The organism is Bradyrhizobium sp. AUGA SZCCT0176 (genome assembly GCF_018130145.1).
Taxonomy (GTDB): domain Bacteria; phylum Pseudomonadota; class Alphaproteobacteria; order Rhizobiales; family Xanthobacteraceae; genus Bradyrhizobium.
On sequence record NZ_JAFCMB010000011.1, the window covers coordinates 62,804 to 76,392 of the forward strand.

The window sequence follows — 13,589 nt, forward strand, 5'->3', positions numbered from 1 at the left end:
CTTCTTTTGCGGATGCTTCTTTTGCCGATTACCTAAGCAGCATTCGTGCCAGACCACGAAAAGCGCGGCCCATCGCGCGCATGCCGTTCATTTTGCTTGAGATTGCGATGCAAGCCGTCGCGCCCTCGGGGGCGATCGGCTCGAATCTGTCTGAAGCTCCGGAAAACCACCCGGACGGATCACCCGAAATGTCGGACCGGAACGGCGACGGGTTCCAAATGCACGGCTCGAAGTCGGAAACCGGCCTGCGCGATCGAGGCAGCAGCGCCCGCGCAGCGCAGCGACCGGTCGCGAGGGGTCGCTGGTGGGAGGACGAAGAATCGAATTGACGAACTTCGTTTGGATAGCCGAATGTCCGCGAGCTGCCGCACTCACGAGGCTGACCAAATGACCGTCATACTCGATCTCCTCAACAGCGATCCGCGAGCCGGGATGCGGCCGGACAAGCCGCGTCACCCCGAAAAAGCCAAACGACCCGACACGCCCTTGCAGAGCAAGCCTGCGTGGATCCGCGTCAAGGCTCCCGGCTCGGCCGAATGGGCCGAGACGAAGCGCATCGTGCGCGAGAACAAGCTCGTGACCGTCTGCGAGGAAGCCAGTTGTCCGAACATTGGCGAGTGCTGGGCGAAGAAACACGCGACCTTCATGATCATGGGCGACACGTGCACGCGCGCCTGCGCTTTCTGCAACGTGCGCACTGGCCTGCCGGGTGCCCTCGATACGGATGAACCGGTCAAGGTCGCCGAAGCGGTAGCCAAGCTGGGACTGGAACATGTGGTCGTCACCTCGGTCGATCGTGACGACCTTGCCGATGGAGGTGCGGCGCATTTCGCCGCGACGATTGCGGCCATCCGCGCGGCAAGCCCAGGTACGACGGTCGAAATCCTGACCCCGGATTTCTTGCGTAAGCGCGGCGCACTCGAAACGGTGGTTGCAGCGAAACCCGACGTGTTCAACCATAATCTGGAGACCGTGCCGTCGAAATATCTGACGGTGCGGCCGGGCGCGCGCTATTTCCATTCGGTCCGGCTGCTGCAGCGCGTGAAGGAACTCGACGCACAGATCTTCACCAAGTCCGGAATCATGGTCGGCCTCGGCGAAGACCGGAGCGAGGTGCTGCAATTGATGGACGATCTGCGCTCCGCCGACGTCGATTTCCTGACCATCGGCCAGTATCTCCAGCCCACGCGCAAGCACCATGCGGTCGCACGCTTCGTTCCCCCTGACGAGTTCGAGGCCTATGAAAAGATCGCCTACGCCAAGGGCTTTCTGCTGGTGTCGGCCACGCCGCTGACACGCTCCTCACACCACGCGGGCGATGACTTCCGCAAGCTGCGCGAGCGCCGACGCGGTTTTCCCTGAGGAGCGTTGCAAAGCGAGTACCATCGAAACCGCGACCGGCTCTTGATCCATGGAATCGCCCCTGATTTTCTTCAATTCTCGCTTGGGTTGACTGACGCGCGACCTATCCGGGACTTCGACAACACGCTCGCTAGTTCTGAAGCTTTCTAAAGTGGAAAGAATAACCGGACCTGTCGAGATTGCCGCCGGGCCAGACGAGGCCTTTGGCGGAATCAATTGAGATCATGCGCGAAGTCATTGCCGAGTTCGGAAAGCCGGTGATGCTGTACTCGATCGGAAAAGATTCAAGCGTCATGCTGCATCTGGCGATCAAGGCGTTCCATCTGGCCAAGCTTCCCTTCCCGCTCTTGCACGTTGATACAACCTTAAAATTTCGCGAGATGATTACGTTTCGCAACGAAACCATTCGCCGAATCGGAATCGATCTGCTCGTTCACGTCAATCAGGATGGCTCGGCGCGCGGAATTGGACCGATTGCTTCCGGCTCCTCCGTGCATACCCAGTCGCGGCGGCCGTGAGCTTCATGGAGCACGAACCGATCATCACCGATCTGCAGAATACGTGGCTTGAGGGATATCAGAACGTGGCACCGGTGTCGAAAGAGGATGAGGCGATGCTTACCTTTGTGATGCTGAGGCGTATGCTGCTGACGGCCTGGATCGCATCGCACCCGGAAACCGAGCCGGCACGTCTGCTGGGAAACGGCTATGCGGAGGGCACAGTGGCGATGGGGCGGCGGTTTCTCCAGACTCTTTGACTGCAGACCGACTCGATCACGAAAATCCTCTTCGACAATTCTGGGTCGGCAGACCATCGCCGAAAAGAAGGTGCGTTAGCGAAGCTTTGCCCGGAGCCGCCGACATGACTGGTGCTCGGTGATCGCAAACGATCGGCAATCCGACTGTAACGCGCCCCGCATCAGTTGATGCCTGGGCTGCGTGGTCCTTGCCCGGAATGAATCGCGCCGCTCTGGCCTTGCGCGCAGCTGCATCTCGTGTTTGCTCGCCAGGTCGTCTGGCTTCGTCTTCACTCGGTGCCGATTGGTCTCTCTCGTTCAAGCGCGAGAGCTACGAACTAATGAAGGATCTGCTCGAGGAATGTCCTCGCCCGCTCGGACGCCGGATGATTGAAGAAGTTTTCCGGAGCCGCTTGCTCGACGATCTTTCCCTCATTCATGAATACGATCCGGTCCGCGACCTCGCGGGCGAAGCCCATCTCGTGGGTGACGCAGAGCATGGTCATGCCCTCTTCCGCCAGCTTCTTCATCGTTTCCAGTACTTCCTTGACCATTTCCGGATCAAGCGCCGACGTCGGCTCGTCGAACAGCATGATCTTCGGCCGCATGCAGAGCGCGCGCGCGATGGCGACGCGCTGCTGCTGTCCGCCCGACAACTGCCCCGGAAACTTTTCGGCTTGCTCGGGGATCCGAACCTTGGTCAGGAAGTGCATGGCGATGTCCTTCGCCTCTTGCTTCGTCATGCCGTTCACCGTCATCGGCGCCAGGATGCAGTTTTCCAGGGTCGTCATGTGCGGGAACAGGTTGAAGCTCTGGAACACCATTCCGGTGTCCCTCCGGATGGCGTCGATGTTCTTGCGCTGATCATCCAGCTCGGTGCCGTTGACGTAGATCAGCCCCTGGTCGTGCTTTTCGATATGATTGATGCACCGGATCAGGGTCGATTTCCCCGAACCGGACGGGCCGCAGATCACGATCTTCTCGCCACTGGCCACCTTGAGATCGATCTCGTTCAAGGCTGTAAATTCGCCGTAGTACTTGTAGACCGCCTCCATCCGAACCGCGGCCACCTCGCCTTTGCGGGGCTGCCCCTGTACATCGTCAATATCGGTTGCCATCGATGCGTTTCCTTAAGTGGCGCGCGAAGCGGAGCTGCTCCTCGCGACCGGAGCTTCGTTCCTCGCAACAACAACCTCCCCTCGACACAATCATGCTCTGGCCTCGAGGCCGGCTTGCGTCGGCGGCGCTGTTGCGTTGGATCTTCGCGATCTTGTCGCGCTCGAACGGCCAAAGTGCTTTTCAAGGCGGCGCTGAGCCACATCCCAGACCGAGGTGAGGATCAGGTAATAGGCCGTGGCGGCCGCATAGACTTCGAGAATCTGAAAATGCTCCTGCATCAGCATGTCGCTTCGGCGCATGATTTCCTCGACCGAGATGACAGAGGCGAGCGACGTCGCCTTCAGGAGCGAATTGATGGAGTTGCCGAGCGGCGGGATCATCAGTCGAAACGCTTGCGGAAGCGTAATGCGCCGGAACGTTACCCATCTCGACAGACTTAGAGCCCAGGCGGCCTCCCGTTGCCCGGCCGACACCGCCATGAAACCGCTGCGAACGATTTCAGCAAGATATGCGGCTTCATTGAGGATCAATCCGACCAGGGCGCAGGTGATCACGTCGAATTTGATACCCAGTTGCGGCAAGCCGCTGTAGATCACCACGAGCTGGATCAGGAGCGGCGTGCCGCGAAAGAACCAGATGTAGAATCGGGCGAAGCCGCTGAGCACAGGGTTGGATGACATGCGCATCAGCGCTATGCCCATCCCCAGAATGAGCCCGCCAACGACTCCGGCAACCGTCAAGCCGATGGTGACGAGCACGCCCTTCATCAGAAAGAAATTGAAAAAGTAGTCGACGCTGGCCGCCAGATTGAAATGGGTCATCGGCTCGTCTCCATGTGTCAGGCCGGACCGGGGCCGACGATTGCAAGCGCCTGATCGATCGGCTGGCTGAGCCAGTTCATCTGCCAGCTGCCGGCTTCGAAGGCGGATGGCTTTCCGATCAGATACCGTTCGGCAGCAAATTTTGTGCCGCCGTCGGGAGCAACGATATCGATGAAGGCTTCGTCGGACATGATGGCATCCTCAAGTCGGGCGAATGTCGCCGGCGCGGCGCGCGGCGCCGAGCGTCGTTGCGATGTCGTCGTAAAGTCCGGGCAGAACCGGCAACAGCGGTGGCCGCGGATCTGCGTTGCGGATCAGGCCGAGTTCTTTAAGGCCCACTTTCATGCGCGTATGCATGTCAACGATCGGTGCTGGACCGTAAATCGCCTTGACGATCGGATAGAGGCGCTCGTTCACGGCGCGCATCGCCTTGAGGTCGTCGGCGACCGACGCCTGCCAGAGTTCGATAAACAGATGCGGCGCCAGGCTGACGAGCCCGGACAGGATGCCGTCGCCACCGACAGCGAGCTGCGGCAGGAACCAGTTGTAATTCGAAGGCAAGACCGCGACCTCCGGATCGGCTTTTTTCACGGCCCGCCGGTTCTCGTCATAGGCGAGCATCGTATCGCTGCCTTCCTTGACGGCGATCACGCGGTCGATGGCCGCCATTTCGGCGAGCGTCTGCGGCGAATAACCAAAACCGGACGCCACCGGATACTGGAAGATAGACACCGGGATTGCGATTGCCTCGCTGACCGACCGCACGAAGCTAACCGGCGCGCGCGACGTGGCGGATGCACCGCCGCCGAGCGCGGCAGGCGGGAACAAGACCGCGCAATCCGCACCGGCGGCCTCGGCGAGCCGAGCCTGGCTGATGACGTCGGCGGTCGAGTGCGCAATGATGCCGGCAAGCAGCGGCTTCTCGCCGATATGGGTTCGGGTTCGCGCGATCACCGCCTGGCGCTCTTCGTCCGACAGCGAGGCGCCCTCGCCCGCATGCCCGTTGACAAAGACGGCCGCGATGCCATCCGGGCAGGCGCAATAATCGAGCAGCCGGGCGTAGCCTTCCCAGTCGATCGTCAGGTCGTCGTTGAATGGCAGCACGGTGGCGACCGTGACGCCGCGCAGATCGGGTTTCTTCATCCGATCACTCATGATCGCTCGCGCCGTGGAACCGCGCTGTGCCTGTGACGAGCTACTGCGATCATATGCGCGCCCTTTCCTCAGCCGGCGACCTGCCTTGATGAAACCATTGCCCCTGGCCAGACTAGGCCGAAGTTCGCTACCAACGCCCGCGCGGCCGCGTCCTGCGGGGCCGGCAATGGCAGACGCGGCGGACGGGGCACGCCGACAGAAAAGCCCATATGGCCGAGCAGCGCTTTGGTGCCGGCGACATAAGCCTGGCCGCCGACGAATTCGATCACCGGCAAATAATCGAGATAGAGCTTGCGCGCCGCATTGATCTCGCCTTCATCGGCGACGAGGCTGAAGATGCGCGCCATCGCCTGGGGCGCCACGTTGGAGGCAACCGCTACCCAGCCCTGCGCGCCCTCCACGAAAGATTCGAAGCCGAGGATGCCGCCGAATACGGTCATCCGGTCACCACACAGCCGGATGATGTCGCGCACGCGCGTCACCTCGAGCGTCGACTCCTTGATGTAAAGACAGTTGTCGATCTCAGCGAGCCGCGCCACCAGTGCCGGCTTGAGATCGACATTGGCAGTCGCGGGATTATTGTAGACCATGATGGGCAACGAGATCGCATCGGCCACGGTCTTGTAGTGATGGACGAGCTCGTCGTCGGTCGGCGTCGAATAGAACGGTGGAATGATCATCACGCCATCGGCGCCCAATTTTTCGGCATGACGGCTGAGGCGCACCACCTCTCGCGTATCCTCCGCACCGGTCCCGATCAGCACCGGCACACGACCCGCCGCCTGGGCAATGACCGTCTCGGCCACCAGAATTTTCTCGTCGTCATCGAGCGACAGGAATTCGCCAGTCGAGCCGAGCGGAATCAGCCCGTGGATCCCCTGCTCGATCTGCCAATCGACAAAGTCCCGCAACGCCTCGGCATCGACATCGCCGCCCGGCGTGAACGGCGTGATCATGACGGTGTAGGTGCCGCGAAATGTCTTCATCGAGGACTTCCAGTTGCTCAACGTGAACCCGAGCAGCGGCCCCTATCGCGGGCCACCGCATTGCTGCAAACGATTGCAGTATTGGCGTTGATTTGGGCAAGACCCATCTCAAATTTAGGCTTGCACGTGCAAATTTCTGCCAATACTGTTTTGCAATCGTTTCCATTCTAACGGCAGGATTGATGAGCGTCACGCTCAAAGATGTGGCACTGGCGGCCCGCGTTTCGATCAGCACAGCCTCGCGCGCGCTGGGCGGCAGCGGATTGACGAGCGAGCGTACCCAGCAGCGCCTGACGCGCATTGCGCGCGAGCTCGGCTACCGTCCCAACCCGATCGCACGCGGACTGAAAACCGGACAGTCGCGGCTGGTGGGGCTTTTGGTCCACAACCTCGCCAATGCGTCGTTCCAGGTAATGGCCGAGGTGGTGCAGGCGCGGCTGAAGGCGCTCGGTTACCAGATGCTGCTGTGCATCGCCGGCGACGATCCGCAGCTGGAAAGCGATACGCTGACGACACTTGCCGACCATCGCGTCGATGGACTGATCGTCGTGCCCACGGGCAAGAACGGCGCCCGCCTGACCGCTCTGGCAAATGAAATCCCGATCGTCTGCCTGGTGCGCCGCGACGACGGGACAGACCTCGAGACCGTACTCGCCGACGATTCAGAAGGCGCATACGTGGGCACGCGCTATCTCATCGAACTCGGGCATAGACGGATCGGGATCATTGTCGGCCGTCCAGATACAACGTCAGGACGGGAGCGACTGTCGGGATATGTCCGTGCACTGCGCGAGGCGTCGATACAAGTGGACGACGCGTTGATCCATGCCGGCCATTTCGAGCCGGAAACCGGCGCCGCCTCCTGTCGCAAGCTGCTGGATCTCGCCGAGCCCCCCAGTGCGATCTTCGTCGCCAACCACGAAGCGACGCTCGGCGTCCTGCGCGTGATCGCCGAACGTGGCCTGTCGATTCCCGATGATCTCTCGTTGCTCTGTTACGAGCATTCGCCCTGGTTCGAGTGGCATCGCCCGGCCATCAGCATCGTCGACAACGGCGCGAGCGACCTTGCCAACCTCGCCGTCGACCGCCTGCTGCACCGCATGGACGCCAAGGGCAACGGCGCCGATGGCGTGCGCGAATATCGCGTCGGCGCCCGGCTGGTGAAGCGCGATTCCTGCCGCCCGTTCGATCCGTCCCCACGCAAATCCTCCGCAACCAAATCGTCCAGAGCGAAGGCCTGACCGATGCCCTATGTCGAAATCCTTGCGCCGCCTGCCCCGCCTCAAAGCAAGGCCGCGTTGGCCAAATCCATCACCGACGGCCTGATGTCGAGCTTCGGCGTCGACGCGCAGACGATCACGCTCTATTTCCTGCCGATCGCTCCCGACGACTATGCCCATGCCGGCGAGATGGGATCACAAGGCACCGGCCAGCGTATCCTGCTCAAGGTGCACGCTTTCCGCCGCAGCGAGGCCGAGCGCCGTGCCGCCGCGGCTGCGCTGACGCGAAGCGTCTGCAACGCCTATGGCGTGCCGGGGGCCGATGTCGCCGCGTACTTCTTCGACCGCGAGAAGGACGAGGTCGCCCACGATTCCAAGCTTGCCAGCGACTGAGGGAAGCGACACGCCATGGACCGTTTCTACACCGAGGACCAGAAAGCGCTGCGAGACACCGCGCGTCGCTTCGCGCAGGCCGAAATCCTGCCGCGCGCCGCGGCGATCGATCGCGACGACCGCTTCGACCGTTCACTTTACAAGGGTATGGCCGACCTCGGCCTGTTCGGCATCTGCCTGCGCGAAGGCGCGGGCGGCGCAGGGCTCGACGCGGTCGCCGCCTGCATCGCCATGGAAGAGCTGGCACGTTGTTCGGGCGCGGTGGCCAACGCTTTCGCCATTCCGGTCGAAGCGGTGCTGTTTTTCGACCAGCACGGCACCGAGACGCACAAGGCGCTGATCCCGCAAATCCTGAACGGCGAGATTATCCCCGCCACCGCCGTCTCCGAACCCGACCACGGTTCCGATGTCGCCGGCATCAGGACATCAGCGGTGCGCGACGGCAACGGCTGGCTGCTCGACGGCACCAAGGCCTGGGTGACACTCGGCGGCGTCGCCGACCGCATCATGGTGTTCGCCCGCACCGGCGCCGAGTCCGGACACCGCGCCATTTCCTGCCTCCTCGTCGATGGCAAATTGCCGGGCATCGCGCGCGGCAAGAATGAAGAGCTCCTTGGCATGCACGGCCTCGAGGATTGCCAGATCACCTTCTCCGGCGTGCGCCTGCCGGCCGACAGCGTGATGGGGCCGGAGAACCAGGCCTTCAAGATGGCCATGAGCAACTTCAATTTCAGCCGGCTGATGATGGCGGCAATGGCACTCGGCATGGCACAGGCCGCGTTCGAGGATGCCACCGCCTACGCCAAGGACCGCAAGCAGTTCGGCCAGCCGATCATCGGTTTTCAGGCGATTCAGTTCATGCTGGCCGACATGGCGACCGACATCGCCGCCGCCCGCCTTCTGATCCACCACGCCGCGCGCTTGCACGACGCGCGCGAGCCGATCGCCAAGGAAGCGGCGCAAGCCAAGCTGTTCACCACCGACATGGCGATGAAGCACGTCTCCAACGCGCTGCAGATCCATGGCGGCAACGGCTATTCACGCGATTACCGCATTGAACGGCTGTTCCGCGACGTGCGCCTCGCACAGATTTATGAGGGCACCAACCAGATCCAGCGCCTCATCATCGCCCGCCAGGTCGAGAAGGAGGCCGCATGACGGCGAGCGTGCAACCGTGCTGAGCATCATCACCGCGGCACAGGCCGCAAGCCTGATCCGCGACACCGATACGCTGATCGTCGGCGGCAATGGCGGAACCGGCGTGGCGGAAGCCGTTCTCGATGCGCTGGAGCAGCGTTTCCTCGGCGGCGGCGGGCCGCACGGGCTAACGCTGATCAACATCACCGGCGTCGGCGCGGTGACCGAGAAGGGTCTATGCCATCTCGCGCATGAAGGCCTGATCGCGCGGGTGGTCGGCGGCAATTTCGGGCTGCAAGTGCCGTTCATGCGCCTGGTGCGCGACGAGTTGATCGACGCCTACAACTTCCCCCAAGGCGTGATGAGCCAGCTCTGCCGTGCCATGGCCGCAAAGCATCCCGGCGTGCTGACCCATGTCGGCCTCAACACCTACATGGACCCGCGCCAGGACGGGGGGCGCATGAATGCACGCACCACCCTGCCGCTGGTCGACCTCGTCGAACTGCAGGGCCAATCGTGGCTGCTCTACCGCGCGCCCTCGCCTCCCAACGTCGCCATCATCCGCGGCACTTCGGCCGACGAGGACGGCTATGTCAGCATGGAGCACGAAGGCACGACGCGCGAGGATCTCTCGATCGCGCAAGCCGTTCACAATGCCGGCGGCACTGTGATCTGCCAGGTGAAACGGATCGTCAAGCGCGGCTCGATCCATCCGCAGATGGTCAAGATCCCCGGCTTCCTGATCGACCACGTCGTGCTCGAACCCGGGCAGATGCAGACCTACGGCACGCTCTACGATCCTGCTCGCTGCGGCGAGACCCGCGTACCGGTCGCGATGATCGTGCCCGATCCGCTCACCGAACGGCGGGTGATCGCCCGCCGCGCCGCCTTCGAGCTGCGCCCGCGCGACGTGGTCAATCTCGGCGTCGGCATCTCGGCGATGATCCCCAATGTCGCAGCCGAGGAAGGCATCGCGGATCTGATCACCCTGACCGTGGAATCCGGCGTGGTCGGTGGCGTACCGGGCCATGCGCGAGAGTTCGGCACCGCCATCAATCCGCGCGCCATTCTCGATCAGGCCTACCAGTTCGATTTCTACGACGGCGGTGGCCTCTCCTGTGCCTTTCTCTCGTTCGCGGAAGTCGACGAGGTGGGCAATGTCAATGTCACCCGTTTCGGCGACCGCCGCGACGGCTCTGGCGGCTTCATCGACATCACCCAGAACGCCAAGCGGCTGATCTTCAGCGGCACCATGACCGGCGGCAAGTTCGACATCGCCGTCGAAAACGGGCGGCTGGCGATCCGCCGCGACGGCGCCTTCCGTAAATTCGTGCCGCAGGTCGGCCAGATCAGCTTCAGTGCTGGTCTGGCCGCGCAGCGCGGCCAGGAAGTCTCCTACGTCACCGAACGGGCCGTGTTCCAGCTGGAGAATGGCGGCATGACGCTGACCGAGATCGCCCCGGGCGTACGCCTGGAGCAGGATGTGCTGGCGCATATGGGATTCCGGCCGCGCATCAGCCCCGACCTCAAGGACATGGACCCGCGCATCTTCCGGCCCGGGCCGATGGGAATCGGCCAGAGCTTCGTTGAGCTGCCGGCTCGCCCGCGCAAGGTCGCCTGAGAACACGCTATGGAAACCACAGCCACCGCGCCGATCAATCTCCGCTTTGAAGATATCGAATCCGGCACGCAGTTCGAGAGCGCGGCACACACCGTGACGCCAGCCGATATCGCGGCCTTCGCCGACGTCACGCGCGATCATCATCCGCTGCATGTCAACGCTGCTTACGCGAAATCCCGCGGCTTTCCGGCAGTGATCGCGCATGGGCTGTATGGCCTGTCACTGATGGAAGGGCTGAAGTCGGAGCTGAAACTCTATGAAGAGACGTCAGTCGCCTCGCTCGGCTGGGACGGCGTGTGCTTCAAGGCGCCGGTGGTCGCCGGCGACCGCTTGCGCGTGCGATTCCGCTTCGTCGAGAAGCGCCCGACCCGCAACCCCGCGCGCGGCGTCGTCATCGAAGCACTCGAGCTGATCAACCAGCGCGACGAGGTGGTGACGGAAGCCCGCCATACCTCGCTGATCCTGACCCGCCAGCCCGATTGCGCATCCGCCACGCCGGACGCGTCATAACGAGACAACGAAAAGACGACCAGACCCGGGAACGCCGCCTCACCTATTCACTTTTTACACAGGGGTTCACGTCATGCGACTTCTCAATATCTTCTCCGCTCTGGCCGTGCTGATCGGCCTAGTCCCAACAGCTCACGCCCAGAACTGCACGCCAAGAGTGCCGGCATCGAGCCTGATCGAAGCCGGCAAATGGCAGATGTCCATCAATCCGACCCTGCCACCGCAGCAGTTCATCGACGACAAGGGCGAACTGCAGGGGCTCAATGTCGAACTGGCGCGCGAAATCGCCAAACGCATCTGCATCGAGCCGGTGTTCCTGCGGATGGATTTCCCGCCAATGATTCCGGGTCTGCGCTCCGGCCGCTTCGACGCCATCAACACCGGTCTGTTCTGGACCGAGGAGCGCTCGAAGATGCTGTACCTCGTGCCCTACGCGCAGCAGGCGATCAGCATCTATACCGATCCTGCATCCAGCCTGAAGCTGGAGAAGTTCGAAGATCTCGCCGGCCGCGTCGTCGGCGTCGAGTCGGCGACCTATACCGAGCGCAAGGCGCGCGAGTACAGCGCCGCGATGGTGGCCAAAGGGCTCAAGGAAATCGAGTTGCGCACGTTCACGACCGTCACCGCGACCTCGGCAGCCTTGCGCGCCGGACAGCTCGAGGCTGCGCTCAACATCAACGAGACCGCCAACTCGCTCGAGCAGCGCGGCATCGCCAAGATCTGGGTCAGGGACATTGCCGGCACCGACATTACCTTCGCCTTCCGCGACAAGCAGCTGGCGCAGGCGGCGGCAGACGCGCTGACGGCCATCCGCACCGACGGCACCTATGACAAGCTGTTCGACAAGTTCGGCATGACCAAGCTGAAAGCCACCACTTTCGTCATCCGCGGCGACGGCCCCACCAACTGACGGCAAGTGCTGCCGCATGGCGCGGCAGCGCTCCCCGGTGAGCAATCCGCAAACCGACCCGACCGGAGCGCGACATGACATTCGACACCATAATCCGCGGCGGCACAGTGGCGACGGCGTCCGACACCTTCGCCTGCGATGTCGGGATATCGGACGGACGGATTGCAGCCCTCGGCCACGGCCTCGGCGATGCGGGGCAGACCATCGATGCTACCGGCCGGCTGGTCCTGCCCGGCGGCATCGACAGCCATGTCCACTTTTCCCAGCCGAGCGGGCCGGGCATCGTCATGGCCGACGATTTCGAAAGCGGCACCCGCGCCGCCGCCTTCGGAGGCAACACCACGGTGCTGCCGTTCTGTCTGCAGGAACGCGGACAGAGCCTGCGGCAGGCGGTGCGGGACTATCACGCCAAGGCTGACGGCAATTGCTACATCGACGTCAGTTTCCACCTGATCATTTCGGACCCGACCGAACAGGTCCTCGGCCAGGAGCTCCCGGCCCTGATCAAGGACGGCTACACCTCGTTCAAGGTATTCATGACCTATGAGGATCTGGCGCTCAGCGATCGCCAGATCCTCGAGGTGATGTCGGTTGCCCGCGAGACCGGCGCGCTGGTCATGGTCCACGCCGAGAATTTCGACGCCATCCGTTTCCTCACCGATCGCCTGGAGCGAGGCGGACGTACCGCTCCGCATTTCCACGGCGCATCCCGGCCGATTGTCGTCGAACGCGAGGCCACCCATCGCGCCATCGCCCTCGCCGAGCTGACCGACGTGCCCGTGATGATCGTCCACGTCTCCAACCGCGAAGCGATGGAAGAAGTCCGTCGTGCCCAGCAGCGCGGCCTCAAGGTGTTTGGTGAAACCTGCCCGCAATATCTCGTCCTGACCGAGAAGGACATGGAGGGGCTCAACATGGAGGGGACTAAATACGTCTGCAGTCCGCCGCCACGCGATGTCCCAAGCCAGGTCGCCTGCTGGGAAGGATTGCAGCAAGGGATATTCAGCGTTTTCTCCTCCGACCATTGCGCGTTCCGTTACGACACGACCGGAAAGCTCGCCCCGAAAGGCCGCACCAGCTTTCGTTGGGTGCCGAACGGGATTCCCGGCGTCGAGACGCGGTTGCCGATTCTGTTCTCGGAAGGCGTGGTCAAGGGACGAATCGATCTGAACCGGTTCGTTGCCCTCTCGGCGACCAACCATGCCAAGACCTATGGTCTCTACCCGCGTAAGGGCACGATCGCGATCGGCTCCGACGCAGATATCGCGATCTGGGATCCGACGCGCGAGGTGACGATCAGCCAGGACATCCTGCATCACGGACCCGATTACACGCCCTATGAGGGCCTCCGCGTCACCGGTTGGCCGGTGACCACACTGGTGCGTGGTGAGGTGGTCGTCGCGGATGGCACCCTGGTCGGCCGCAAGGGGGCCGGCCAGCATCTGGCACGCGCCCCTTCGCAGTTCGCCTCCGCCCGCGACTAACGCGACCGGCCTAACCTCGAAACAATCGACCCATTGGCGATGATGTTCGCTTTGATCGAACGCACCGACGACAGATCGGCAATCGCGAGGTCACATTTCCGTGGCCCCCGCGATTGCGGTTCGTCCTCGACGGCG

14 protein-coding genes and 1 pseudogene are annotated in these 13,589 nt (G+C 62.8%); 10 read left to right on the top strand and 5 right to left on the bottom strand.

Annotated elements, in window-relative coordinates; translation table 11 throughout:
* Positions 1–387: 387 nt before the first annotated feature.
* From lipA to JQ600_RS24010, 3 genes and pseudogenes are all read left to right on the top strand, one after another.
* Positions 388–1,362, top strand: a complete 975-nt coding sequence (lipA, locus tag JQ600_RS24000; protein WP_212386132.1) for a lipoyl synthase — start codon at positions 388–390, stop codon at positions 1,360–1,362.
* Between the two features lie 224 nt (positions 1,363–1,586).
* A pseudogene (locus JQ600_RS24005) lies at positions 1,587–1,865 on the top strand (phosphoadenosine phosphosulfate reductase family protein); the annotation flags it as partial.
* Between the two features lie 11 nt (positions 1,866–1,876).
* Positions 1,877–2,119, top strand: a complete 243-nt coding sequence (locus JQ600_RS24010; RefSeq protein WP_212269422.1) for a hypothetical protein — start codon at positions 1,877–1,879, stop codon at positions 2,117–2,119.
* Between the two features lie 317 nt (positions 2,120–2,436).
* On the opposite strand, the gene JQ600_RS24015 is transcribed toward JQ600_RS24010, so the two are convergent.
* The 5 genes from JQ600_RS24015 to dapA form a co-directional block, all read right to left on the bottom strand.
* Positions 2,437–3,216 carry an amino acid ABC transporter ATP-binding protein gene (locus JQ600_RS24015; protein ID WP_212269421.1) on the bottom strand — a complete coding sequence of 260 codons (780 nt, stop codon included), beginning with the start codon at positions 3,214–3,216 and terminating at the stop codon, positions 2,437–2,439.
* Positions 3,217–3,306: 90 nt separating this feature from the next.
* Positions 3,307–4,038, bottom strand: a complete 732-nt coding sequence (locus JQ600_RS24020) for an amino acid ABC transporter permease (protein WP_212269420.1) — start codon at positions 4,036–4,038, stop codon at positions 3,307–3,309.
* Positions 4,039–4,055: 17 nt separating this feature from the next.
* The gene (locus JQ600_RS24025) at positions 4,056–4,229 is read right to left on the bottom strand and encodes a hypothetical protein (RefSeq protein ID WP_212269419.1); all 174 of its coding nucleotides are present in this window, start codon (positions 4,227–4,229) and stop codon (positions 4,056–4,058) included.
* 10 nt (positions 4,230–4,239) lie between these two features.
* The gene (locus tag JQ600_RS24030) at positions 4,240–5,181 is read right to left on the bottom strand and encodes a dihydrodipicolinate synthase family protein (protein WP_249136053.1); all 942 of its coding nucleotides are present in this window, start codon (positions 5,179–5,181) and stop codon (positions 4,240–4,242) included.
* Between the two features lie 80 nt (positions 5,182–5,261).
* Positions 5,262–6,179, bottom strand: coding sequence for a 4-hydroxy-tetrahydrodipicolinate synthase (gene dapA / locus JQ600_RS24035; RefSeq protein WP_212386135.1), 918 nt, complete (start codon positions 6,177–6,179; stop codon positions 5,262–5,264).
* A 182-nt stretch (positions 6,180–6,361) separates the two neighbouring features.
* Between dapA and JQ600_RS24040 the strand changes: the two genes are divergently transcribed.
* The 7 genes from JQ600_RS24040 (at position 6,362) to hydA (ending at position 13,454) form a co-directional block, all read left to right on the top strand.
* Positions 6,362–7,420 carry a LacI family DNA-binding transcriptional regulator gene (locus JQ600_RS24040; RefSeq protein ID WP_212269416.1) on the top strand — a complete coding sequence of 353 codons (1,059 nt, stop codon included), beginning with the start codon at positions 6,362–6,364 and terminating at the stop codon, positions 7,418–7,420.
* Between the two features lie 3 nt (positions 7,421–7,423).
* Positions 7,424–7,792, top strand: a complete 369-nt coding sequence (locus tag JQ600_RS24045; RefSeq protein ID WP_212269415.1) for a tautomerase family protein — start codon at positions 7,424–7,426, stop codon at positions 7,790–7,792.
* A gap of 15 nt (positions 7,793–7,807) precedes the next feature.
* Positions 7,808–8,950 (top strand): acyl-CoA dehydrogenase family protein, encoded by a 1,143-nt coding sequence (locus tag JQ600_RS24050; protein WP_212386136.1) that lies wholly within the window; start codon positions 7,808–7,810, stop codon positions 8,948–8,950.
* Between the two features lie 16 nt (positions 8,951–8,966).
* Positions 8,967–10,550, top strand: a complete 1,584-nt coding sequence (locus JQ600_RS24055) for a CoA-transferase (protein ID WP_212269413.1) — start codon at positions 8,967–8,969, stop codon at positions 10,548–10,550.
* A 9-nt stretch (positions 10,551–10,559) separates the two neighbouring features.
* Entirely contained in the window at positions 10,560–11,060 is a 501-nt protein-coding gene (locus tag JQ600_RS24060) for a MaoC/PaaZ C-terminal domain-containing protein (protein ID WP_212269412.1), read from the top strand.
* Between the two features lie 73 nt (positions 11,061–11,133).
* The gene (locus tag JQ600_RS24065) at positions 11,134–11,970 is read left to right on the top strand and encodes a transporter substrate-binding domain-containing protein (RefSeq protein ID WP_212386137.1); all 837 of its coding nucleotides are present in this window, start codon (positions 11,134–11,136) and stop codon (positions 11,968–11,970) included.
* Positions 11,971–12,044: 74 nt separating this feature from the next.
* A complete protein-coding gene (gene hydA, locus JQ600_RS24070) occupies positions 12,045–13,454 on the top strand; it encodes a dihydropyrimidinase (RefSeq protein ID WP_212386138.1) in 1,410 nt (469 codons plus the stop codon).
* Positions 13,455–13,589: the final 135 nt, after the last annotated feature.

What these genes read in the sequence shown, in the direction of transcription:
- lipA (WP_212386132.1), top strand. Translation starts at nt 388, where the DNA reads ATGACCGTCATACTCGATCTCCTCAACAGCGATCCGCGAGCCGGGATG.
- JQ600_RS24015 (WP_212269421.1), bottom strand. Translation starts at nt 3,216, where the DNA reads ATGGCAACCGATATTGACGATGTACAGGGGCAGCCCCGCAAAGGCGAG.
- JQ600_RS24020 (WP_212269420.1), bottom strand. Translation starts at nt 4,038, where the DNA reads ATGACCCATTTCAATCTGGCGGCCAGCGTCGACTACTTTTTCAATTTC.
- JQ600_RS24025 (WP_212269419.1), bottom strand. Translation starts at nt 4,229, where the DNA reads ATGTCCGACGAAGCCTTCATCGATATCGTTGCTCCCGACGGCGGCACA.
- JQ600_RS24030 (WP_249136053.1), bottom strand. Translation starts at nt 5,181, where the DNA reads ATGAAGAAACCCGATCTGCGCGGCGTCACGGTCGCCACCGTGCTGCCA.
- dapA (WP_212386135.1), bottom strand. Translation starts at nt 6,179, where the DNA reads ATGAAGACATTTCGCGGCACCTACACCGTCATGATCACGCCGTTCACG.
- JQ600_RS24040 (WP_212269416.1), top strand. Translation starts at nt 6,362, where the DNA reads ATGAGCGTCACGCTCAAAGATGTGGCACTGGCGGCCCGCGTTTCGATC.
- JQ600_RS24045 (WP_212269415.1), top strand. Translation starts at nt 7,424, where the DNA reads ATGCCCTATGTCGAAATCCTTGCGCCGCCTGCCCCGCCTCAAAGCAAG.
- JQ600_RS24050 (WP_212386136.1), top strand. Translation starts at nt 7,808, where the DNA reads ATGGACCGTTTCTACACCGAGGACCAGAAAGCGCTGCGAGACACCGCG.
- JQ600_RS24060 (WP_212269412.1), top strand. Translation starts at nt 10,560, where the DNA reads ATGGAAACCACAGCCACCGCGCCGATCAATCTCCGCTTTGAAGATATC.
- JQ600_RS24065 (WP_212386137.1), top strand. Translation starts at nt 11,134, where the DNA reads ATGCGACTTCTCAATATCTTCTCCGCTCTGGCCGTGCTGATCGGCCTA.
- hydA (WP_212386138.1), top strand. Translation starts at nt 12,045, where the DNA reads ATGACATTCGACACCATAATCCGCGGCGGCACAGTGGCGACGGCGTCC.